The sequence below is a fragment of the Streptomyces subrutilus genome, from assembly GCF_001746425.1.
GTDB classification, from domain to species: domain Bacteria; phylum Actinomycetota; class Actinomycetes; order Streptomycetales; family Streptomycetaceae; genus Streptomyces; species Streptomyces subrutilus_A.
Genome location: NZ_MEHK01000001.1, coordinates 1,460,931 through 1,483,994, shown reverse-complemented (window position 1 = coordinate 1,483,994; position 23,064 = coordinate 1,460,931). Strand labels below are relative to the sequence as shown.

The window sequence follows — 23,064 nt, the reverse complement described above, 5'->3', positions numbered from 1 at the left end:
TCGCGTCACGCAGGGGGAGCCATGCCACCGAGGAACACCACCAGGAACACCGGGACGAACAGCCGGACCGGCAACAGCGGGACCACCGGCACGACCGGGCGGACCGCGCGGGCCACCGGTTCCGACCGGCGCCGCAGGCTGCGCCGCGAGGTCCCCGGCACCGTCGGCCTCCTGACCGACGCCGGGGACTTCACGGCCATGCGCGAATACCGCAGCTTCGTCTTCGACCACCACGACGAATACCCCGACTACCTCCACGACGTGGAAGGTCTGCTCCGGTCCCTCGCCGGCCAGGGCCTCCACACCACGGTCGCCCTCTTCGACCCCGAGGAGTTCGCCGACTTCTGCGAGGAGAACGGCCTCGACCCGGACACCGCCGAGACCCGCACCCGCTTCACCGCGGAACTGGCGGGCAACGGCGCCGCCCTGCCGTACACGGGCCAGCCCATCGAGGAGCTCGTCCCCCTGCTCGTGGACGAGGCCGTCCGCCAGGCCACCTGGGAGTACGCGACGGCGCTCCTCGCCGAAGCCGGCACCTGTGCGGACTGCGGCGAGGACATCGGGCACGCCTCCTTCGAGCGGGCCGCGGCCGCGCTCCGACGGCTGATGGCGGGCGCCGGCCCCGGCCGGCACCACCTCGTCTGCAGCGTTCCGACCGAGGCGGAACAGCTCGTCGCCGTCCTCCACGCCGAGACCGGCACCGACCCCGAGGCGCCACCGCGGATCGACGGCCGGGGCGGACTGGACTTCGTGACCGTCCTCGCCGCCGGACTCGCCCTCGGCGGAGCCGGGGGACTGGTCCTGCGGACCACCACCGAGGACCACCGGGACCGGGTCCACGGCTGGCGGCTGGACCGCGGCCGCCTCAGCGTGCTATCGGCCGCGGCCGTGTTCAACGCCTACTGCACGGACGCCGACACCGGCGAGCCCATCGCCCCCGAACCGGGCGTCGAATACTGCCCCGGCTACGAGGTGGACGGCCCGGGCCCGCACCGCTGAGAGGACGGCCGAGGGGCCCTCGCCACCGGCGAAGGCCCCTCGATCGCGCGCATACCGGCTACTCGCCGGACAGCACCGCCTGGGCGGCCACACGGGCCTCCTCGGCACTGTCGCACGCACGCGCCGCGGCAGCGGCACGCTCGCACTGGGCGAGGGTGTGCTTGGCGAGCGTCGCGCGCACGTAGGGAATGGAGGCGGCACCCATCGAAAGGGAGGTGACACCCAGGCCCGTGAGCACACACGCGAGCAGCGGGTCGGAAGCGGCCTCGCCGCAGACGCCGCAGCTCTTGCCCTCGGCCTTGGCGGCCTCCGCCGACATGGCGATCAGGTCGAGCAGCGCCGGCTGCCACGGGTCCTGGAGCCGCGACACCGCACCGACCTGACGGTCGGCGGCGAAGGCGTACTGCGCCAGGTCATTGGTGCCCAGCGAGAGGAACTCGACCTCCTGGAGGATCGAGCGGGCCCGCAGCGCGGCGGAGGGGATCTCCACCATCGCGCCGAACTTCGCCCGCAGCCCCGCCTCGCGGCACGCGTCCGCGAACGCCTTGGCATCGGTGCGGTCGGCCACCATGGGGGCCATGACCTCGAGGTAGACCGGCAGCCCCTCGGCCGCCTTGGCCAGCGCGGTGAGCTGCGTGCGCAGCACGTCCGGGTGGTCCAGCAGCGAACGCAGACCACGGACGCCCAGCGCCGGGTTCGGCTCGTCGGCCGGAGTCAGGAAGTCCAGCGGCTTGTCGGCGCCGGCATCGAGCACACGCACGACGACACGGCCCTCGGGGAAGGCCTCGAGCACCTTGCGGTACGACTCGACCTGCTTCTCCTCGGACGGAGCCTTCTTGCTGTCGTCCAGGAACAGGAACTCGGTGCGGAACAGGCCCACACCCTCGGCCCCGGCCTCGACGGCCGCCGGCACGTCCGCCGGACCGCCGACGTTCGCCAGCAGCGGCACCTTGTGACCGTCGGAGGTCGCACCCGGACCGGAGGACGCGGCCAGCGCGGCCTTCCGCTCGGCGGCCGAGACCTCCAGCTCGGCCCGCTTCTCGTCGCTCGGCTCGACGAACAGGTCACCTGTGCTGCCGTCGACGGCGATGACCGTGCCCTCGGCGATCTCACCGGCACCGGGCAGCGCCACGATCGCCGGTACGCCCAGCGCCCGCGCGAGGATCGCGCTGTGGCTGGTCGGGCCGCCTTCCTCGGTGACGAAACCGAGGACGAGCGCCGGGTCGAGCAGAGCGGTGTCGGCAGGAGCGAGGTCCCGCGCGATCAGTACGTACGGCTCGTCGCTGTCCGGCACACCCGGCATCGGTACGCCCAGCAGCCGGGCCACGATGCGGTTCCGTACGTCGTCCAGGTCGGCCACCCGGCCGGCCATGTACTCGCCGGCACCCGCCAGCAGGTCGCGGTACGAGGCGAACGCGTCGTAGATGCCGCGCTCGGCGGTGCTGCCGACGGCGATCCGCCGGTCGACGTCCGCCATCAGCTCGGGGTCCGTGGCGATCATCGCCTGGGCCTCGAGCACGTGCTGAGCCTCGCCACCGGCCAGCTGGCCGCGCGCGATCAGGTCGGCGGACACAGCTTCCACGGCCTTGCGTGCGCGCCCCTGTTCGCGCTCCGCCTCAGCCGCGGTGATCTGCTTGGCCGGCGGCTCGAGGACCGCCGTGCCCATGTGCCGGACCTCGCCGATCGCCACACCGTGGCTCACGCCGACGCCTCGCAGCGTTGTCTCCATTTCACCGTCTCCGATTGAGCGGCGGGCCCAGCCGCCGCGGTGGATGTCCGACTCGCCCGTGAGGGCGGACGAGGTCACTCCCAGCTGAAGAGGACCTCTTCGGCCTTCACGTCCCCGGACTCGACGACATCGGAGAGCGACTCCGCGGAGGCCTCCAGTGCCACGACGGGGCAGACCGGCGACTTGCCGGCTTCCTCGACGGCCTTCGGGTTCCAGCGGATGACGGCCTGGCCGCGGCTCACGGTGTCGCCCTTGTTGACGAGCAGCTCGAAGCCCTCGCCGTTGAGCTGGACGGTGTCGATCCCCAGGTGCGTGAGCACACCGTGGCCTTCGCCGTCGACTACGACGTACGCGTGCGGATGCAGGGAGACGACCACACCGTCTACGGGGGACACCGCCTCCGAGGGCTCGCGCACGGGATCGATAGCCGTGCCCGGGCCCACCATCGCGCCGGAGAACACCGGATCGGGCACTGCCGCGAGTCCGATGGCGCGCCCGGCAAGTGGGGACGTCACGCTGGTCATGGGGCCTCCCAGGGGCGGAGCTTCTCAGTGTCGCCGTCACTGCCTGTTGCGAACGGCGTACTCTTCAGAAGGATATGTCACGAGATGTTCGGGTTCGCCGGATGTCGGTCCTGCTCCGGACGGCCCTTCGGCACGGAGACTAGTGGACTAGACCGGTGGACTAGACCATACGCCCGAATCGATTTGCTTGGGCACCGCAGGGCCTGTACTGTCGTGACTCCCGCCACGGCGCTTCGTGTGAACTTCTCGCGAACGCCGGATGGACGGGACTCCTCCACTCCCAGCACCGATCTTGAACTCGATTACTTCCCGCATGTCCTGGTGGCAAACGGCGAGTGGTCAGAGGGACAGGAAATCGCTGCTAGGGTCGGAATCGCCGGAAAGGGAAAGCGCGGAAGCGCAGGAACTGGAAAGCACCGAGGAAATCAGGCCCGAGAGAGTCTGATAGAGTCGGACACGCAAGAACAGCAGGAAAACAGAACGACAGCCCGAAGGAAAGCCCGAGAGGGTGAGTACGAAGGAAGCGTCCGTTCCTTGAGAACTCAACAGCGTGCCAAAAATCAACGCCAAAAGTTGATACCCCGTCCATTTCGGTGGATGAGGTTCCTTTGAAAAAGACCTGTGGGGCTCCCTCGTGGAGTGCTTGCAGGCGATTACACAGCGAGGACGCAGTGGACGGTCGGTCTTATTCCGACATGATCGTCCCGCTCTACGTGATGTGTGCACCCGATTACGGGTAAACATTCATGGAGAGTTTGATCCTGGCTCAGGACGAACGCTGGCGGCGTGCTTAACACATGCAAGTCGAACGATGAAGCCCTTCGGGGTGGATTAGTGGCGAACGGGTGAGTAACACGTGGGCAATCTGCCCTTCACTCTGGGACAAGCCCTGGAAACGGGGTCTAATACCGGATACCACTCCTGCCTGCATGGGCGGGGGTTGAAAGCTCCGGCGGTGAAGGATGAGCCCGCGGCCTATCAGCTTGTTGGTGGGGTAATGGCCCACCAAGGCGACGACGGGTAGCCGGCCTGAGAGGGCGACCGGCCACACTGGGACTGAGACACGGCCCAGACTCCTACGGGAGGCAGCAGTGGGGAATATTGCACAATGGGCGAAAGCCTGATGCAGCGACGCCGCGTGAGGGATGACGGCCTTCGGGTTGTAAACCTCTTTCAGCAGGGAAGAAGCGAAAGTGACGGTACCTGCAGAAGAAGCGCCGGCTAACTACGTGCCAGCAGCCGCGGTAATACGTAGGGCGCAAGCGTTGTCCGGAATTATTGGGCGTAAAGAGCTCGTAGGCGGCTTGTCACGTCGGATGTGAAAGCCCGAGGCTTAACCTCGGGTCTGCATTCGATACGGGCTAGCTAGAGTGTGGTAGGGGAGATCGGAATTCCTGGTGTAGCGGTGAAATGCGCAGATATCAGGAGGAACACCGGTGGCGAAGGCGGATCTCTGGGCCATTACTGACGCTGAGGAGCGAAAGCGTGGGGAGCGAACAGGATTAGATACCCTGGTAGTCCACGCCGTAAACGTTGGGAACTAGGTGTTGGCGACATTCCACGTCGTCGGTGCCGCAGCTAACGCATTAAGTTCCCCGCCTGGGGAGTACGGCCGCAAGGCTAAAACTCAAAGGAATTGACGGGGGCCCGCACAAGCAGCGGAGCATGTGGCTTAATTCGACGCAACGCGAAGAACCTTACCAAGGCTTGACATATACCGGAAAGCATTAGAGATAGTGCCCCCTTGTGGTCGGTATACAGGTGGTGCATGGCTGTCGTCAGCTCGTGTCGTGAGATGTTGGGTTAAGTCCCGCAACGAGCGCAACCCTTGTCCTGTGTTGCCAGCATGCCCTTCGGGGTGATGGGGACTCACAGGAGACCGCCGGGGTCAACTCGGAGGAAGGTGGGGACGACGTCAAGTCATCATGCCCCTTATGTCTTGGGCTGCACACGTGCTACAATGGCCGGTACAATGAGCTGCGATACCGTGAGGTGGAGCGAATCTCAAAAAGCCGGTCTCAGTTCGGATTGGGGTCTGCAACTCGACCCCATGAAGTCGGAGTTGCTAGTAATCGCAGATCAGCATTGCTGCGGTGAATACGTTCCCGGGCCTTGTACACACCGCCCGTCACGTCACGAAAGTCGGTAACACCCGAAGCCGGTGGCCCAACCCGTAAGGGAGGGAGCTGTCGAAGGTGGGACTGGCGATTGGGACGAAGTCGTAACAAGGTAGCCGTACCGGAAGGTGCGGCTGGATCACCTCCTTTCTAAGGAGCACAGTACCGATTGCAGACAAATGTTCTGCACGGTCAGCTCATGGGTGGAACGTTGATTAGTTGGCACGGTTTGATGGTTCTCGAGTACTGCTTCGGCGTGGAAAGAGAAGACGGGGATCGTGCTTGGCACGTTGTTGGGTCCTGAAGGTACGGCCGTAAGGTCATGTCTTCAGTGCCGGCCCCAGTGAACTTGTGCTCTTTGAGTACAGGGTGATGGGTGGCTGGTCGTTGTTTGAGAACTACACAGTGGACGCGAGCATCTGTGGCCAAGTTTTTAAGGGCGCACGGTGGATGCCTTGGCACCAGGAACCGATGAAGGACGTGAGAGGCCGCGATAGGCCCCGGGGAGCTGCCAACTGAGCTTTGATCCGGGGGTGTCCGAATGGGGAAACCCGGCAGTCGTCATGGGCTGTCACCCATGCCTGAACACATAGGGCATGTGGAGGGAACGAGGGGAAGTGAAACATCTCAGTACCCTCAGGAAGAGAAAACAACCGTGATTCCGGGAGTAGTGGCGAGCGAAACCGGATGAGGCCAAACCGTATGCGTGTGATACCCGGCAGGGGTTGCGCATGCGGGGTTGTGGGAATGAGCTTGATCGGTCTGCCGGCCGGTCGGCGAGTCAGAAACCGTTGATGTAGTCGAAGGACATGCGAAAGGTCCGGCGTAGAGGGTAAGACCCCCGTAGACGAAACATCAGCGGCTTGCTTGCTCATCTCCCAAGTAGCACGGGGCCCGAGAAATCCCGTGTGAATCTGGCGGGACCACCCGCTAAGCCTAAATATTCCCTGGTGACCGATAGCGGATAGTACCGTGAGGGAATGGTGAAAAGTACCGCGGGAGCGGAGTGAAATAGTACCTGAAACCGTGTGCCTACAAGCCGTGGGAGCGTCGCTCATTGGGTTTACCCAATGGGTCGTGACTGCGTGCCTTTTGAAGAATGAGCCTGCGAGTTAGCGGTGTGTAGCGAGGTTAACCCGTGTGGGGAAGCCGTAGCGAAAGCGAGTCCGAATAGGGCGATTGAGTTGCACGCTCTAGACCCGAAGCGGAGTGATCTAGCCATGGGCAGGTTGAAGCGGAGGTAAGACTTCGTGGAGGACCGAACCCACCAGGGTTGAAAACCTGGGGGATGACCTGTGGTTAGGGGTGAAAGGCCAATCAAACTCCGTGATAGCTGGTTCTCCCCGAAATGCATTTAGGTGCAGCGTCGTGTGTTTCTTGCCGGAGGTAGAGCACTGGATAGGCGATGGGCCCTACCGGGTTACTGACCTTAGCCAAACTCCGAATGCCGGTAAGTGAGAGCACGGCAGTGAGACTGTGGGGGATAAGCTCCATGGTCGAGAGGGAAACAGCCCAGAGCATCGACTAAGGCCCCCAAGCGTACGCTAAGTGGGAAAGGATGTGGAGTCGCAGAGACAACCAGGAGGTTGGCTTAGAAGCAGCCACCCTTGAAAGAGTGCGTAATAGCTCACTGGTCAAGTGATTCCGCGCCGACAATGTAGCGGGGCTCAAGCGTACCGCCGAAGTCGTGTCATTGCAGCAATAGGGCCAACGCCCGCTGTGATGGGTAGGGGAGCGTCGTGTGCCGGGTGAAGCAGCAGCGGAAGCTAGTTGTGGACGGTTCACGAGTGAGAATGCAGGCATGAGTAGCGATACACACGTGAGAAACGTGTGCGCCGATTGACTAAGGGTTCCTGGGTCAAGCTGATCTGCCCAGGGTAAGTCGGGACCTAAGGCGAGGCCGACAGGCGTAGTCGATGGACAACCGGTTGATATTCCGGTACCCGCTTTGAAACGCCCAATATCGAATCAGGCGATGCTAAGTCCGTGAAGCCGTTCCGGACCCTTCGGGGAAAGGAAAGTGGTGGAGCCGACGAACCAGACTTGTAGTAGGTAAGCGATGGGGTGACGCAGGAAGGTAGTCCAGCCCGGGCGGTGGTTGTCCCGGGGTAAGGGTGTAGGCCGAGGGGTAGGCAAATCCGTCCCTCATTAAGGCTGAGACCTGATGCCGAGCCGATTGTGGTGAAGTGGATGATCCTATGCTGTCGAGAAAAGCCTCTAGCGAGTTTCATGGCGGCCCGTACCCTAAACCGACTCAGGTGGTCAGGTAGAGAATACCGAGGCGTTCGGGTGAACTATGGTTAAGGAACTCGGCAAAATGCCCCCGTAACTTCGGGAGAAGGGGGGCCATCACTGGTGATCGGATTTACTCCGTGAGCTGGGGGTGGCCGCAGAGACCAGCGAGAAGCGACTGTTTACTAAAAACACAGGTCCGTGCGAAGCCGTAAGGCGATGTATACGGACTGACGCCTGCCCGGTGCTGGAACGTTAAGGGGACCGGTTAGTGCGCTTTCGGGCGTGCGAAGCTGAGAACTTAAGCGCCAGTAAACGGCGGTGGTAACTATAACCATCCTAAGGTAGCGAAATTCCTTGTCGGGTAAGTTCCGACCTGCACGAATGGCGTAACGACTTCTCGACTGTCTCAACCATAGGCCCGGTGAAATTGCACTACGAGTAAAGATGCTCGTTTCGCGCAGCAGGACGGAAAGACCCCGGGACCTTTACTACAGTTTGATATTGGTGTTCGGTTCGGCTTGTGTAGGATAGGTGGGAGACTTTGAAGCGGCCACGCCAGTGGTTGTGGAGTCGTCGTTGAAATACCACTCTGGTCGTGCTGGATGTCTAACCTCGGTCCGTGATCCGGATCAGGGACAGTGTCTGATGGGTAGTTTAACTGGGGCGGTTGCCTCCCAAAGGGTAACGGAGGCGCCCAAAGGTTCCCTCAGCCTGGTTGGCAATCAGGTGTTGAGTGTAAGTGCACAAGGGAGCTTGACTGTGAGACCGACGGGTCGAGCAGGGACGAAAGTCGGGACTAGTGATCCGGCGGTGGCTTGTGGAAGCGCCGTCGCTCAACGGATAAAAGGTACCCCGGGGATAACAGGCTGATCTTCCCCAAGAGTCCATATCGACGGGATGGTTTGGCACCTCGATGTCGGCTCGTCGCATCCTGGGGCTGGAGTCGGTCCCAAGGGTTGGGCTGTTCGCCCATTAAAGCGGTACGCGAGCTGGGTTTAGAACGTCGTGAGACAGTTCGGTCCCTATCCGCTGTGCGCGTAGGAATATTGAGAAGGGCTGTCCCTAGTACGAGAGGACCGGGACGGACGAACCTCTGGTGTGCCAGTTGTCCTGCCAAGGGCATGGCTGGTTGGCTACGTTCGGGAGGGATAACCGCTGAAAGCATCTAAGCGGGAAGCCTGCTTCGAGATGAGTATTCCCACCTCCTTGAGAGGGTAAGGCTCCCAGTAGACGACTGGGTTGATAGGCCAGATGTGGAAGCCCGGTAACGGGTGAAGCTGACTGGTACTAATAGGCCGAGGGCTTGTCCTCAGTTGCTCGCGTCCACTGTGTTAGTTCTGAAATAACGAACGGCTGTGTTCATGCCAGCGTTCTAATTTCATAGTGTTTCGGTGGTCATAGCGTTAGGGAAACGCCCGGTTACATTCCGAACCCGGAAGCTAAGCCTTTCAGCGCCGATGGTACTGCAGGGGGGACCCTGTGGGAGAGTAGGACGCCGCCGAACAATCATTGCGGGAAGCCCCGCACCAGCCCTTTACGGGCTCGGTGCGGGGCTTTTCTGCGTTCAGGGCACCTGTGTGGTCTCCTGTAGGGTCAGGGGGCATCGATCGACCAGATTTCTATCGTCACAGTGGAGGCCCCCGGGTGGAGGTCCAGGAGACTCGGGTTCAGACTGACCGAATTTTCACCATTCCGAACGTCCTGAGCATGGCTCGCCTGGCCGGCGTGCCCCTGTTCCTTTGGCTGATCCTCGCCGAGCACGACGGATGGGCCCTGGCCGTCCTCATGCTCAGCGGGATCAGTGACTACCTCGACGGGAAGCTCGCCCGGCGCTGGAATCAGATCAGCAAGCTCGGACGGCTGCTGGATCCGGCCGCGGACCGGCTGTACATCCTGTCGACGCTCTTCGGTCTGACCTATCGCGAGATTCTGCCGCTGTGGCTCACGGGCGCCCTGCTCGCACGCGAGCTGATGCTGCTGGTCATGGTGTGGATCCTGCGCCGCCACGGCTATCCGCCGCCGCAGGTCAACTTCCTCGGCAAGGCCGCGACCTTCAACCTGATGTACGCGTTCCCCTTGCTGCTGCTCAGTGATGGCACGGGTTGGTTGGCCTGGACGGGGTCAGTTTTCGGATGGGCGTTCGCCGGATGGGGTACAACCCTCTATTGGTGGGCAGGAATCCTTTACGTGGTTCAAGTCCGCCGTCTCGTGAAGGCGGACTCCACGGCCGATTGAGCTCGTCAGGCGCCCGATGACGCGGAGGAGTAGCGTAGTCACCGTCCGAGACGGGTGAGGTCGGCCAGACCGTCATCTCTCTAGGAGGACTCTTCCGACATGAAGGCCGTCGTGATGGCCGGTGGCGAAGGAACGCGCCTTCGCCCAATGACCTCGAGCATGCCCAAGCCGCTCCTGCCGGTGGCGAACCGGCCGATCATGGAGCATGTGCTGAGGCTGCTCAAGCGGCATGGGCTCAGCGAAACCGTCGTCACCGTGCAGTTCCTGGCGTCGCTCGTCAAGAACTACTTCGGGGATGGCGAGGAGCTCGGGATGGAGCTCACCTATGCCAATGAGGAGAAGCCACTCGGCACCGCCGGCAGTGTGAAGAACGCCGAGGAAGCCCTGAAGGATGACGCCTTCGTCGTCATTTCCGGCGATGCGCTCACCGACTTCGACCTCACCGATCTGATCCGCTTCCACAAGGAGAAGGGCGCACTGGTCACGGTGTGCCTCACCCGGGTACCGAACCCGTTGGAATTCGGTATCACGATCGTGGACGAGGAGGGCAAGGTCGAGCGCTTCCTGGAGAAGCCGACGTGGGGCCAGGTCTTTTCCGACACGGTCAACACCGGGATCTACGTCATGGAGCCCGAGGTCTTCGACTACGTGGACCCGGACGTCTCCGTGGACTGGTCCGGTGACGTGTTCCCCCAGCTCATGAAGGAAGGCCGGCCGATCTACGGCTACGTGGCCGAGGGCTACTGGGAGGACGTCGGCACGCACGAGAGCTACGTCAAGGCGCAGGCCGACGTGCTCGAGGGCAAGGTCCAGATCGACATGGACGGCTTCGAGATCTCGCCCGGTGTGTGGATCGCCGAAGGCGCCGAGGTCAGTCCGGACGCGGTCCTGCGCGGGCCCCTCTACATCGGGGACTACGCCAAGGTCGAGGCCGGTGTCGAGATCCGCGAGCACACGGTCATCGGGTCGAACGTCGTCGTCAAGAGCGGCGCCTTCCTGCACAAGGCCGTCGTCCACGACAACGTCTACATCGGGCCGCACAGCAATCTCCGCGGCTGTGTCATCGGCAAGAACACCGACATCATGCGTGCCGCGCGGATCGAGGACGGCGCGGTCATCGGGGACGAGTGCCTCGTCGGTGAGGAATCGATCGTCCAGGGCAACGTGCGGGTCTACCCGTTCAAGACCATCGAGGCCGGCGCCTTCGTCAACACGTCGGTCATCTGGGAATCGCGCGGACAGGCGCACCTGTTCGGTGCGCGCGGGGTCTCCGGCATTCTGAACGTGGAGATCACCCCCGAACTGGTGGTGCGGCTCGCGGGCGCCTACGCGACGACCTTGAAGAAGGGCGCGACGGTCACCACCGCGCGCGACCACTCCCGAGGCGCGAGAGCGCTCAAGCGCGCGGTGATCTCGGCGCTCCAGGCCAGTGCGATCAACGTGCGCGACCTGGAGAACGTGCCGCTGCCCGTGGCCAGGCAGCAGACCGCACGCGGCAGCGCGGGCGGGATCGTCCTGCGGACTTCGCCGGGTGTGCCGGACTCCGTCGACATCATGTTCCTGGACGAGCGAGGGGCGGATCTCTCGCTCCAGCAGCAGCGCAAGCTCGACCGGGTGTACGCGCGCCAGGAATACCGCCGTGCGTTCCCCGGAGAGATCGGTGACCTGCAGTTCCCGGGCAGCGTCTTCGACGCCTACACCGGTTCGCTGCTGCGGCGGGTCGACATCAGCGGGATCGCCGATGCCGGACTCAAGGTGGTCGTGGACGCCTCCAACGGCAGCGCCGGGCTCGTGCTGCCCAGCCTGCTGGGCCGGCTCGGCGTGGACGCGCTGACGATCAATCCCGGGCTCGACGAGTCCAGGCCGACGGAGACCACGGAGTCCCGCCGGGCCGGGCTGGTACGGCTCGGGGAGATCGTGGCCTCGGCCCGGGCCGCCTTCGGTGTACGCTTCGACCCGGTCGGAGAGCGGATCTCCCTCGTGGACGAGCGCGGGCGGATCATCGAGGACGACCGGGCGCTGCTGGTGATGCTGGACCTGGTGGCGGCGGCCAAGCGCAGCGGCAAGGTCGCGCTGCCGGTGACCACCACGCGCGTCGCCGAGCAGGTGGCGGCCTACCACGGCACGCAGGTGGAGTGGACGACGACCTCGCCCGACGACCTGACCCGGGTGGGCCGGGCGGAGAACACGATCTTCGGCGGGGACGGCCGTGGCGGGTTCATCGTTCCGGAGTTCGGCAGCGTCTTCGACGGCGCCGCGGCCTTCGTGCAGCTCCTCGGGCTGGTGGCACGTACGCAGCTCACCCTCAGCCAGATAGACGCGAGGATCCCGCGGGCGCACGTGCTCAAGCGGGACGTGCCGACGCCGTGGGCGGTGAAGGGGCTCGTGATGCGCCGCGTCGTGGAGGCGGCGGGCGACCGGCAGGTGGACACCACCGACGGGGTGCGGGTCGTGGAGGCGGACGGGCGCTGGGCGCTGGTCCTGCCGGATCCGGCCGAGGCCGTCACCCATCTGTGGGCCGAAGGTCCCGACGACGCCTCGGCGCAGGCGCTGCTCGACGAGTGGGCGGGCGTGGTGGACGGCGGCGGGAACTGAGTGCCGTGAATACCGGTGTCCCCCGGACCGGGCGGGGAGGTTTCCCCGCCCGGTCCGGGGGACGGACGCATTCGGTGTGTGCGCCGCCGACATGCGACGATGTGCGGCATGTCGCAGCCGCCCCACAGCCGGAGTTCGGCCCCTCCTGCGCCCGCCCGCCCGGACGCCTCCATGTCGCTGCTGACGCACGTGATGGACCACGGTCTCGACGAGGGCTATGCGGAGGCCGCGGCCCGGCGTGAGGCGGAGGGTACGGCGGGTCTCCCGCGGACCCTGAAGGCCAGACTGGCGCTCGGCGCCGGACTCGTGCTCGCCGCGATGGTCGTCACGCTGGGCGCCGCCGAGGCGCGTCTGGCCGCGCCGGTGCTGGCCAAGGAGCGCCACGAGCTGATCGAGCGCGTGGAGCGGGCCGATGAGCGCGCGGACGGTCTGGAGCGGGACATCGAGCGGCTCCGGGTCACCGTCGCGGACCGCCAGCGGGCGGCGCTCAAGCAGCCCGGGAGCGGTCAGGGCGAGCTCGTCGGGCTGCTGTCGGGTGCCACGGAGGTGCGCGGTCCGGGGGTCAAGCTGGTCGTGGACGACGCGAAGGGCGCTTCGTCGGGCGGCGGGGACGGGCCGCGGGAGAGCGCCGGCTTCTCGGACACCGGCCGGGTCCGGGACCGCGACATGCAGAAGATCGTCAACGGGCTGTGGCAGTCGGGGGCGGAGGCCGTCTCCATCAACGGGCAGCGGCTGACGGCGCTGTCGGCCATCAGGGCCGCCGGTGACGCGATACTCGTCGACAACAGGCCGCTGGTGCCGCCGTACGAAGTGCTGGCGGTGGGGGACAAGAAGCGGCTCGGCACCGCCTTCCAGGACTCGGCGGACGGCCAGTACCTGCATGTGCTGCAGGAGAGCTACGGGATCCGCTACACCCTGTCCGCCGCCGACGAGGTGCGGTTGCCGGCCGCGTCGAGCCTGACCGTTCGTACAGCTACAGCAGCAGAGCAGCAGAAGGGTGCATCGTGATCGCGGTACTGGGCCTCGTGGCCGGAGTGGTGGTCGGACTTCTGGTCCGGCCCGAAGTGCCGGCCGTGGTGGAGCCTTATCTGCCGATCGCCGTGGTGGCGGCGCTGGACGCGGTGTTCGGGGGCTTGCGCGCGATGCTGGACGGCATCTTCGTGGACAAGGTCTTCGTGGTGTCGTTCCTGTCGAACGTGGTCGTGGCCGCGCTGATCGTCTTCCTCGGCGACAAGCTGGGCGTCGGCTCGCAGCTGTCCACGGGTGTGGTCGTGGTCCTCGGCATCCGCATCTTCTCCAACGCCGCGGCCATCCGCCGGCACGTGTTCCGGGCGTGAGGCCGATGAGTACGAATGACACCCCGCCCGAGGAACCGAACGTTCCGCAAGAGCCTCTCAACAAGGGGACGGCGCCGGCGGCGGAGGAGCCCGAGCAGACGGGCCGGCAGCGGCTCGCGGCGGGGCTGTGGCCGCCGCGGGTGAGCCGGGCCCAATTGATCGTGGCCCTGCTGCTGTTCGTCCTGGGGCTCGGGCTCGCCATCCAGGTGCGCTCGACCAGTGATTCGAGTGCGCTGCGCGGGGCCCGTCAGGAGGACCTCGTACGGATCCTCGACGAGCTGGACGGGCGGACCAAGCGCCTGGAGGAGGAGAAGCAGCGGCTGGAGGATCAGCGCAAGGAGCTGGAGAGCAGTTCCAACCAGGCGGAGGAGGCCCGGAAGCAGACCGTGGAGAAGGAGCGCCAACTCGGCATCCTGGCCGGTACGGTGGCAGCCCAGGGGCCCGGTATCACGCTGAAGATCACCGATCCCCAGGGTCTCGTGCGGTCCGACCAGTTGCTGGACACGCTTCAGGAGCTGCGGGCGGCCGGGGCCGAGGCGATCCAGATCAACGGGGTGCGTGTGGTGGCGGGCTCGTACTTCTCGGACGTGAACGGCGGGGTCGGGATCGACGGTACGAAGATCACACAACCCTACGAGTTCAAGGTGATCGGAAAGCCGCAGGATCTGGAGCCGGCGCTCAACATCCCCGGCGGTGTCGTCCAGACGCTGGAGAAGGAACAGGCAAACGTCGTCGTCACACGGCCGACGAAGATCGTCGTGGACGCCTTGCGGGCTGCGAAGCAGCCTGACTACGCTCGGTCGTCATCGTGAGGATGGGGAGCGGAGAGTGGACCGGCTCACGCGGGCGGATGCCTGCGGGGGGTCGGCGCACCGAAGTCGCGGTGTGTGGTGGAAACTGTCTGATGGTTACGGACGTTGTGAGAATGTCCGGGTCGGCAGGTGTGTGCATGCGGAGTTCGTCCTGCCCCACGGGCGGGTCTGTTTCGGTCAAGGGGAATCGCCCGTGAAGTTGTTTGAGAAGTTGTTCGGCAAGAAGAACCGCGAGGAAAGCGGAGCGGCACGTCACCGTGCCGGGCACGGTGACGCGGAAGGGCAGGGCGACCGGCCGCTCTTCCGTGACGAGGTCGCGGGCGGGGGTGACATTTCGGGCGCGCACGGCGCGTCGTCTGTTGACCCTGCCGGTACCGGGCGCATAGGTTTCGGTGAACCATCAACCTCAAGTGCGGGTGGAGGGTTTGCCCCCGACCCGTATGCCACCAACGCCTCCGCGGGGCAGCCGCGGCGCGAGGAGCCGTTCATGTCGGCCGAGCAGGTTTGCAGCAGGTGCGGACACCGCAGCGATGCGGCCAGCCGGTTCTGCTCCAACTGCGGCGCGCCGCTGCGCGCGGGTCTGACGCCGGAGCGAGCCTCGGAGACCACGTCCACCATCTCGATCTCGGGCCTCGAGGCCTACGAGGCCGAGGTGTCGGGACAGCACGCGTCGTCCTCGCTGTCCCCCGAGGCCCAGGCCGCGGTGGAAGCGCTGCCGCCCGGTTCCGCCCTGCTGATCGTGCGGCGCGGCCCCAACTCCGGTAGCCGCTTCCTGCTGGACGGCGAGCTGACCACGGCGGGCCGGCACCCGCAGAGCGACATCTTCCTGGACGACGTCACCGTCTCCCGGCGCCATGTCGAGTTCCGCAGGAGCCAGGACGGCGGATTCACCGTCTCCGACGTCGGCAGCCTCAACGGCACGTACGTGAACCGTGAGCCGATCGACTCCGTCGCGCTGCAGAACGGCGACGAGGTGCAGATCGGCAAGTACCGGCTGGTCTTCTACGCGAGCCTGCGGGGCGTCTGACCCTCTCCCCGGACCCGGTCCGGGGAGACCCCCAGAGGGAAGGTCCCATGCTGCGCACCCCGACAGGCGGTGCCGGAAACGGCGCCGCCGGCTCGGCCGGGCGGCTGGTGAGCATCGGCACGGTGCTCACCACGCTGCGTGACGAGTTCCCCGAAGTCACCATCTCGAAGATCCGGTTCCTGGAGGCGGAGGGCCTCGTCGAGCCCAGGCGCACACCGTCCGGATACCGCAAGTTCAGCACCGAGGACGTGGAGCGGCTCGCCCGCATCCTGCGGTTGCAGCGTGATCACTACCTGCCGCTGAAGGTCATCCGCGACCAGCTCGACGCGCTGGCCCGCGGTGAGCAGATCCGGATCCCGGCGCCCACGCCGCACGGGGAGTCCGTCGATCCGACGGGTCCCGCGGCCGTCTACGGCGAAGTGGGCCGGGAGCGGCCCACCGTGGCCCGGGTGGGCCGTGCGGAGCTGCTGGAGGCCGCCGGGGTGGACGAGGCCCAGCTGGTCGAGTGGGAGTCGTACGGGCTGCTCGCCGAGATGCCGGGCGGCGGATTCGACGCCGGAGCGGTCACGGTGGCCCGGCTGGTGGCCGATCTGGGGCGGTTCGGGCTGGAGCCTCGCCACCTGCGCGCCATGAAGGCGGCCGCGGACCGGGAGGCCGGCCTCGTGGAGCAGGTCGTGGCGCCCCTGCGGCGGCATCGCAATCCGCAGACCAGGGCCCATGCGGAAGCCACCATGAAGGAGCTCGCGGGGCTCTCCGTACGGCTCCACGAAGCCCTGGTGCAGACCGCCCTCGGGGTGCGGCTGCCGTGAGCGAGGGGGCCCCGACTACCCAAACCTGCCGGGCAGGTCCTAGGGTTGCTGTGTGAACGAGCTCGACGTTGTGGGTGTCCGGGTGGAAATGCCCTCCAACCAACCGATCGTGCTCCTGCGTGAAGTGGGAGGCGACCGGTACCTCCCCATCTGGATCGGCCCTGGGGAGGCGACCGCCATTGCCTTCGCGCAGCAGGGCATGGCCCCTGCCCGCCCGCTGACGCACGACCTGTTCAAGGACGTGCTGGAGGCGGTCGGCGAGGAGCTCACCGAGGTCCGGATCACGGATCTGCGGGAGGGCGTCTTCTACGCGGAGCTCGTCTTCGCCAGCGGGGTCGAGGTGAGCGCGCGGCCGTCCGACGCGATAGCCCTGGCCCTGCGCACCGGGACGCCGATCTACGGCAGTGACGGTGTGCTCGACGACGCCGGGATCGCGATTCCGGACGAGCAGGAGGACGAGGTGGAGAAGTTCCGCGAGTTCCTCGACCAGATCTCGCCCGAGGACTTCGGTACCGGCCCGCAGTGAGGCGGCGCCTGAGTCGGCCGCGTCGGCCACCAGGAACCGCCAGCCCATTCGAGTAGCCTTTCCCCGCAAAGGGATACGGGAAACCACTCTCAGGGTGATTATCACTCGGCGTGCCGAGTGTGGCGATCGTTGACGCACCCCGGGTGACTGCCTACCTTCGAGGTGGGCAGGTCAAGGACGGAGGGTCGGCGTGAGGATCACGGGCGACGGTACGACCGGGGGCATCCCCGCACGGAGTGACGGTGGGCCGTACCCGCTGCACGGCGGTGCGGCCGGGTCCGCGCGCCGTCAGCCGGAGTCGACGCCAATCGGACCGGTGGGCGGCGACCCGGCGCCCGAGCAGATCGGCTACCGCGGGCCGACCGCCTGCGCCGCGGCCGGCATCACCTACCGGCAGCTCGACTACTGGGCGCGGACCGGGCTGGTGGAACCGAGCGTGCGCGCCGCCTACGGCTCGGGGACGCAGCGGCTGTACAGCTTCCGCGACGTCGTGGTCCTCAAGATCGTCAAGCGCTTCCTGGACACCGGGGTCGCGCTGCAGAACATCCGCACGGCCGTGCAGCACCTGCGCGACCGGGGCTTCGCGGACCTCGACCGGATGACGCTGATGAGCGACGGCGCCACCGTGTACGAGTGCACCTCGCCGGACCAGGTCGTGAGCCTGCTCCAGGGCGGGCAGGGCGTCTTCGGCATCGCCGTGGGCGTGGTCTGGCGCGACGTGGAGAGCGCTCTGTCCCAGCTGCACGGGGAGCGGGTGGACACCGGGGAGACCCTGCTCGGGCACAACCCCGCCGACGAGCTGGCCGCCCGCCGCAACCGGGCCGGCTGAACCGCGCCGCGGGAATGTCAGTCCCGTAGGGCAGCATCGGGCATGTGAGAGCCGCGCCGACCATCCTGCATCTGGACATGGATGCCTTCTACGCGTCCGTGGAGCAGGCGTCGAAGCCGAGTCTGCGGGGCAAGGCCGTCATCGTGGGCGGCCTCGGGCCGCGCGGCGTCGTCGCCACCGCCTCGTACGAGGCGAGGCGGTTCGGCGTGCATTCGGCGATGCCGATGGCCCAGGCGCGACGGCTCTGCCCGAACGGCGCCTACCTGATTCCGCGCTTCACCCTGTACCGGCAGGTCAGCGACGTGGTGATGGCCCTGCTGCGGGAACTGTCGCCGCTGGTGGAGCCGCTCTCCCTGGACGAGGCCTTCGTGGACCTGGAGGCGGGCGCGGTCGCCTTCGACTCGGCGAGCGCCCGGGCCGCCGGGGAGCGGCTGCGGGCGGACATCCGGGCCGCGACGGGGCTCAGCGGATCGGTGGGGCTGGCGGGGTCGAAGATGCTGGCCAAGGTGGCGTCCGAAGAGGCCAAGCCGGCGGGGCTGCTGCTGATCGAGCCGGGCACGGAGCGCGAGCTGCTCGCGCCGATGTCGGTACGGACCCTGCCCGGGGTCGGCCCGGCCACCGGCGAGCACCTGCGCCGCGCCGGGATCACCGCGGTCGGGGACCTGGCGGAGGCCGGGGAGGACGAGCTGGTGCGGATGCTCGGGCGCTCGCACGGGGTGGGGCTGTACCGGATGGCGCTGGGGATCGACGACCGGCCGGTGGTCGCGGAGCGGGACGCGAAGTCGGTGTCGGTGGAGGACACCTTCGACGTGGACCTGCACGACCGGGTGCGGATCAGGACCGAGGTGCAGCGGCTCGCGGACCGGTGCGTGCAGCGGCTGCGCGGGTCCGGGCACTCGGGGCGCACGATCGTCCTGAAGGTGCGCCGGTACGACTTCTCGACGCTGACGCGGTCCGAGACGCTGCGGGGGCCCACGGACGACGCCGCGGTCGTCCGCGAGGCGGCGGCGCGGCTGCTGGAGGGCGTGGACACCACGGGCGGGGTGCGGCTGCTGGGCGTGGGGGTGACCGGGCTGGCCGACTACACGCAGGAGGACCTGTTCGCCCAGTCGAGGGCCGCCGTGCGGCAGGGGGAGGCGGGGGAGGCCGCTCCCGGGCCTGACGGGTCGGAAGGGGCTGCGGGTGCCGCTGGTGCCGCCGGGGCCGCTGCCGGGCCCCTGGAGGACGCGGAGGGCGCGGAGCCGTCCGCGGGGCCCGAGGCCGCTCCGGAGCGCCGGTGGGCGGCCGGGAGCGACGTGCGGCATGCGGTGTACGGGCCCGGGTGGGTGCAGGGCAGCGGCGTAGGGCGGGTGACCGTACGGTTCGAGCGGCCCGGGTCGGAGCCCGGCCGGGTGCGGACCTTCCGGGTGGACGACCCCGAGCTGGAGCCGTCCGACCCGCTGCCGCTGGTGGGGGAGGAGCCGCCGGCCGCCTCCCCGGGCGCCGAGCCGCCCGGCCCGACGGCTGGCCCTCGGCCGCCCGGCCCGACGGCTGGCCCTCGGCCGCCGGGCCCGACGGCCTAGCCCTCGTCGCCCGCCAGGTGGCCGAAGTCGCGCTGGAAGTCGCTCGGCAGGGTCACGTCCAAGCCGTAGTGGTGGTAGAGCTGCAGCTCCTGTTCGGGGGAGAGGTGGCGGCCGACCCCGAAGTCGGGGGCGTCCTTGATCAGGTTCCGGTCGAAGGGCACCCGCAGGGTGTCTCCGACCAGCTCGCTCGGCTCCAGAGGGACGAACGCGTCCCGGCTGAACAGGCCGGTCCGCACGGCTGCCCATTCCGGGACTCCCGTGGCGTCGTCGAGGTAGACCTCGTCGATGGTGCCGATCTTGGTGCCGTTGCGGTCGAATGCCTTGCGGCCGATCAGGCTGCGCGGATCGATGTCGGTCTGCACGGTCCCTCCAAATGGTCGCAACTCCTCCGTAACGACTACAGAAGTGCATATTGGGAAAGGAGGCCACTCGGGGAGTGCCCGGATCCTCGCTGGTAGGCTGGGTGATGGCTGTCGACCCTGTGCGGGAGAGTCCTCCGAATGAACGCGACGGAGGCGCCGAAGGAGCAAATCCTCCCCGGAATCTCTCAGGCATACGTACCGCACGGACGAGGCCACTCTGGAAAGCAGGGGCGGGTACCGGGCGTGCAGTGCCGGTCCCACTCCTCACCGACGGTGAAAGCCGGACCTCGCGGGCGACCCCCGTGGATCCGGTGAAGCTCTCAGGTTGAGATGACAGAGGGGGAGGCCGTCCGGGTGCCCGCGCCGTGGTGCCCCTCGCAGGTCATACGACCAGGAGGCCTCCGTTCATGACCGCCAACCGCATTCCGCTCTCCCAGCTGGAGCGAGGCATCCCCTTCGAGCAGCGCCACATCGGCCCGGATGCCGAGGCGCAGGCGAAGATGCTCGCCCAGGTGGGCTACGGCTCCCTGGACGAACTGACCGCCGCCGCGGTGCCGGATGTCATCAAGACCGCCGAAGCGCTCGACCTGCCCGAGGCGCTGACCGAGGCCGAGGTGCTCGCCGAGCTGCGCTCGCTGGCCGACCGCAACCAGGTCCTCTCCCCGATGATCGGCCTCGGCTACTACGGCACCTTCACCCCGCCGGTGATCCTGCGCAACGTCATGGAGAACCCGGCCTGGTACACGGCCTACACGCCGTACCAGCCCGAGATCTCGCAGGGCCGCCTCGAGGCGCTGCTGAACTTCCAGACCGTCGTCGCCGACCTCACCGGCCTGCCGACCTCCGGTGCCTCGCTCCTCGACGAGGGCACCGCGGCCGCCGAGGCCATGTCGCTGGCCCGCCGTGTGGGCAAGGTCAAGAACGGCGTCTTCCTGATCGACGCGGACGCGCTGCCGCAGACCATCGCCGTGATCGAGACCCGCGCCGAGCCCACGGGCGTCGAGGTCGTCGTCGCCGACCTCTCGGACGGCATCCCGGCCGAGATCGCCGAGCGCGGCGTGTTCGGCGTGCTGATCCAGTACCCGGGCGCCTCCGGTGCCGTACGGGAGATCAAGCCGCTGATCGACCAGGCGCACGAGCTCGGTGCCATCGTCACCGTCTCGGCCGACCTGCTCGCGCTGACCCTGCTGACCTCCCCGGGCGAGCTGGGCGCCGACATCGCCGTCGGCACCACGCAGCGCTTCGGTGTCCCGATGGGCTTCGGCGGACCGCACGCCGGCTACATGGCCGTCCAGGCCAAGCACGCGCGCTCGCTGCCGGGCCGCCTGGTCGGCGTCTCCGTGGACGCGGACGGCAACAAGGCGTACCGCCTGGCGCTGCAGACCCGTGAGCAGCACATCCGCCGTGAGAAGGCCACCAGCAACATCTGTACCGCGCAGGTGCTGCTCGCCGTCATGGCGGCCATGTACGCCGTCTACCACGGGCCGGACGGGCTGCGGACGATCGCCCGGCGCACCCACCGCTACGCCGCGCTGCTCGCCGCGGGCCTGCGGGCCGGCGGGGTCGAGATCGTGCACGGCGCGTACTTCGACACGATCACGGCCCGGGTCCCGGGTCGCGCGGACGAGGTCGTCGCCGCCGCCCGCGAGGGCGGGGTCAACCTGTACCGGGCCGACGCCGACCACGTGTCCGTCGCCTGCGACGAGACCACCCTGCGCGCCGACGTCGAGGCCGTATGGGCGGCCTTCGGTGTCAGCGCGGACATCGCGGCGCTCGACGCGACCACGGACGACACCCTGCCCGAGGGACTGCTGCGCTCGGACGACTACCTGACCCACCCGGTCTTCCACCAGCACCGCTCCGAGACCGCGATGCTGCGCTACCTGCGCAAGCTCTCGGACAAGGACTACGCGCTGGACCGCGGCATGATCCCGCTGGGCTCCTGCACCATGAAGCTCACCGCGACCACCGAGATGGAGCCGGTGACCTGGCCCGAGTTCGGCCAGCTGCACCCGTTCGCCCCGGTCGAGCAGGCCGAGGGGTACCTCACGCTCATCAACGAGCTGGAGGAACGTCTCTGCGAGGTCACGGGCTACGACAAGGTCTCGATCCAGCCCAACGCCGGGTCCCAGGGTGAGCTGGCCGGCCTGCTGGCCGTCCGCGCCTACCACCGCGCGAACGGCGACGAGCAGCGCACCGTCTGCCTCATCCCGTCCTCCGCGCACGGCACCAACGCCGCGAGCGCCGTGATGGCCGGTATGAAGGTGGTCGTCGTCAAGACCGCCGACGACGGCGAGGTCGACGCGGACGACCTGCGCGCCAAGATCGAGCAGTACCGCGACGAGCTCGCGGTGCTGATGATCACCTACCCCTCCACCCACGGTGTGTTCGAGGAGCACGTCGCCGAGATCTGCGCCCAGGTGCACGAGGCCGGCGGCCAGGTCTACGTGGACGGCGCCAACCTCAACGCCCTGGTGGGCCTGGCCAAGCCCGGTCACTTCGGCGGCGACGTCTCGCACCTGAACCTGCACAAGACCTTCTGCATCCCGCACGGTGGCGGGGGTCCGGGCGTGGGCCCGGTCGGTGTCCGGGCGCACCTGGCCCCGTACCTGCCGAACCACCCGCTCCAGCCGACCGCGGGCCCCGAGACGGGCGTCGGCCCGATCTCGGCCGCCCCGTGGGGTTCGGCCGGCATCCTGCCGATCTCCTGGTCGTACGTGCGCCTCATGGGCGGCGAGGGCCTCAAGCGGGCCACGCAGGTGGCCGTGCTCGGCGCGAACTACATCGCCAAGCGCCTGGAGCCGCACTACCCGGTGCTCTACACCGGCCCGGGCAACCTGGTCGCGCACGAGTGCATCATCGACCTGCGCCCGCTGTCGAAGGCGACGGGCGTGAGCGTGGACGACATCGCCAAGCGTCTGATCGACTACGGCTTCCACGCGCCGACCATGTCCTTCCCGGTGGCCGGCACGCTGATGATCGAGCCGACGGAGTCCGAGGACCTCGTCGAGATCGACCGCTTCTGCGACGCGATGATCGCCATCCGCGGCGAGATCGAGCGGGTCGCGGCCGGCGAGTGGCCGGCGGACGACAACCCGCTGGCCAACTCCCCGCACACCGCAGCGGCGCTGGGCGGCGAGTGGAACCACCCGTACACCCGTGACGAGGCCGTCTTCCCGGGCGGGGTCACGGCTGCCGAGAAGTACTGGCCGCCGGTGCGCCGCATCGACGGCGCGTTCGGCGACCGGAACCTGGTGTGCTCCTGCCCGCCGCTGGACGAGTACGACAACTGACCATGAGCGAGGGGCCGGTCCGGGATTTCTCCCGGGCCGGCCCCTTCGTCGTTGCCGCGGCCGGTATGCCGGT

At 67.4% G+C, this 23,064-nt stretch carries 15 protein-coding genes, 3 rRNA genes and 1 riboswitch; of the genes, 15 read left to right on the top strand and 3 right to left on the bottom strand.

From position 1 onward, the window contains the following. The first annotated feature begins 21 nt into the window (after window positions 1-21). A complete protein-coding gene (locus tag BGK67_RS07655; RefSeq protein WP_079154074.1) occupies window positions 22-999 on the top strand; it encodes a hypothetical protein in 978 nt (325 codons plus the stop codon). 58 nt (window positions 1,000-1,057) lie between these two features. On the opposite strand, the gene ptsP is transcribed toward BGK67_RS07655, so the two are convergent. Together ptsP and BGK67_RS07645 are read right to left on the bottom strand one after the other, a co-directional pair. Further along, entirely contained in the window at window positions 1,058-2,728 is a 1,671-nt protein-coding gene (gene ptsP, locus BGK67_RS07650) for a phosphoenolpyruvate--protein phosphotransferase (RefSeq protein WP_069923702.1), read from the bottom strand. A 74-nt stretch (window positions 2,729-2,802) separates the two neighbouring features. Next, complete coding sequence (locus tag BGK67_RS07645) at window positions 2,803-3,252, bottom strand: PTS sugar transporter subunit IIA (protein WP_069919207.1); 450 nt, start codon at window positions 3,250-3,252, stop codon at window positions 2,803-2,805. 743 nt (window positions 3,253-3,995) lie between these two features. On the opposite strand from BGK67_RS07645, the gene BGK67_RS07635 reads away from it, so the two are divergent. The 13 genes from BGK67_RS07635 to BGK67_RS07575 all read left to right on the top strand — a co-directional run bounded on the left by BGK67_RS07635 (window position 3,996) and on the right by BGK67_RS07575 (window position 19,336). After that, window positions 3,996-5,519: ribosomal RNA gene (locus tag BGK67_RS07635) — 16S ribosomal RNA — on the top strand. 273 nt (window positions 5,520-5,792) lie between these two features. Further along, window positions 5,793-8,915: ribosomal RNA gene (locus tag BGK67_RS07630) — 23S ribosomal RNA — on the top strand. Between the two features lie 76 nt (window positions 8,916-8,991). Then, window positions 8,992-9,108 (top strand): 5S ribosomal RNA (rrf, locus tag BGK67_RS07625). Together the 16S, 23S and 5S rRNA genes form the textbook arrangement of a ribosomal RNA operon. Before the next feature lie 140 nt (window positions 9,109-9,248). After that, a complete protein-coding gene (locus BGK67_RS07620) occupies window positions 9,249-9,839 on the top strand; it encodes a cardiolipin synthase ClsA (protein WP_069919206.1) in 591 nt (196 codons plus the stop codon). A 99-nt stretch (window positions 9,840-9,938) separates the two neighbouring features. Continuing rightward, complete coding sequence (locus BGK67_RS07615) at window positions 9,939-12,434, top strand: mannose-1-phosphate guanyltransferase (protein ID WP_069919205.1); 2,496 nt, start codon at window positions 9,939-9,941, stop codon at window positions 12,432-12,434. Window positions 12,435-12,533: 99 nt separating this feature from the next. Then, window positions 12,534-13,442 (top strand): DUF881 domain-containing protein, encoded by a 909-nt coding sequence (locus tag BGK67_RS07610; protein WP_079154073.1) that lies wholly within the window; start codon window positions 12,534-12,536, stop codon window positions 13,440-13,442. Further along, window positions 13,439-13,771, top strand: a complete 333-nt coding sequence (locus BGK67_RS07605; protein WP_030158423.1) for a small basic family protein — start codon at window positions 13,439-13,441, stop codon at window positions 13,769-13,771. The genes BGK67_RS07610 and BGK67_RS07605 overlap by 4 nt, the downstream gene beginning before the upstream one ends. After that, entirely contained in the window at window positions 13,768-14,583 is an 816-nt protein-coding gene (locus tag BGK67_RS07600; RefSeq protein WP_069919201.1) for a DUF881 domain-containing protein, read from the top strand. The genes BGK67_RS07605 and BGK67_RS07600 overlap by 4 nt, the downstream gene beginning before the upstream one ends. A gap of 73 nt (window positions 14,584-14,656) precedes the next feature. Further along, window positions 14,657-15,610 (top strand): FHA domain-containing protein, encoded by a 954-nt coding sequence (locus BGK67_RS36070; protein ID WP_167739643.1) that lies wholly within the window; start codon window positions 14,657-14,659, stop codon window positions 15,608-15,610. A gap of 47 nt (window positions 15,611-15,657) precedes the next feature. Beyond that, a complete protein-coding gene (ftsR, locus tag BGK67_RS07590; RefSeq protein ID WP_208948662.1) occupies window positions 15,658-16,419 on the top strand; it encodes a transcriptional regulator FtsR in 762 nt (253 codons plus the stop codon). Between the two features lie 52 nt (window positions 16,420-16,471). Further along, window positions 16,472-16,945 (top strand): bifunctional nuclease family protein, encoded by a 474-nt coding sequence (locus BGK67_RS07585; RefSeq protein ID WP_007262890.1) that lies wholly within the window; start codon window positions 16,472-16,474, stop codon window positions 16,943-16,945. A gap of 190 nt (window positions 16,946-17,135) precedes the next feature. Next, window positions 17,136-17,774, top strand: a complete 639-nt coding sequence (locus tag BGK67_RS07580; protein WP_079154070.1) for a MerR family transcriptional regulator — start codon at window positions 17,136-17,138, stop codon at window positions 17,772-17,774. Window positions 17,775-17,818: 44 nt separating this feature from the next. After that, window positions 17,819-19,336 carry a DNA polymerase IV gene (locus tag BGK67_RS07575; RefSeq protein WP_069919194.1) on the top strand — a complete coding sequence of 506 codons (1,518 nt, stop codon included), beginning with the start codon at window positions 17,819-17,821 and terminating at the stop codon, window positions 19,334-19,336. On the opposite strand, the gene BGK67_RS07570 is transcribed toward BGK67_RS07575, so the two are convergent. After that, window positions 19,333-19,698, bottom strand: a complete 366-nt coding sequence (locus BGK67_RS07570) for a PRC-barrel domain-containing protein (protein WP_069919191.1) — start codon at window positions 19,696-19,698, stop codon at window positions 19,333-19,335. The two genes, BGK67_RS07575 and BGK67_RS07570, sit on opposite strands and share 4 nt — an antisense overlap. A 112-nt stretch (window positions 19,699-19,810) precedes the next feature. After that, a riboswitch (glycine riboswitch) is annotated at window positions 19,811-19,909 on the top strand. 196 nt (window positions 19,910-20,105) lie between these two features. Between BGK67_RS07570 and gcvP the strand changes: the two genes are divergently transcribed. Then, window positions 20,106-22,991, top strand: a complete 2,886-nt coding sequence (gcvP, locus tag BGK67_RS07565; RefSeq protein ID WP_069919189.1) for an aminomethyl-transferring glycine dehydrogenase — start codon at window positions 20,106-20,108, stop codon at window positions 22,989-22,991. Window positions 22,992-23,064: the final 73 nt, after the last annotated feature.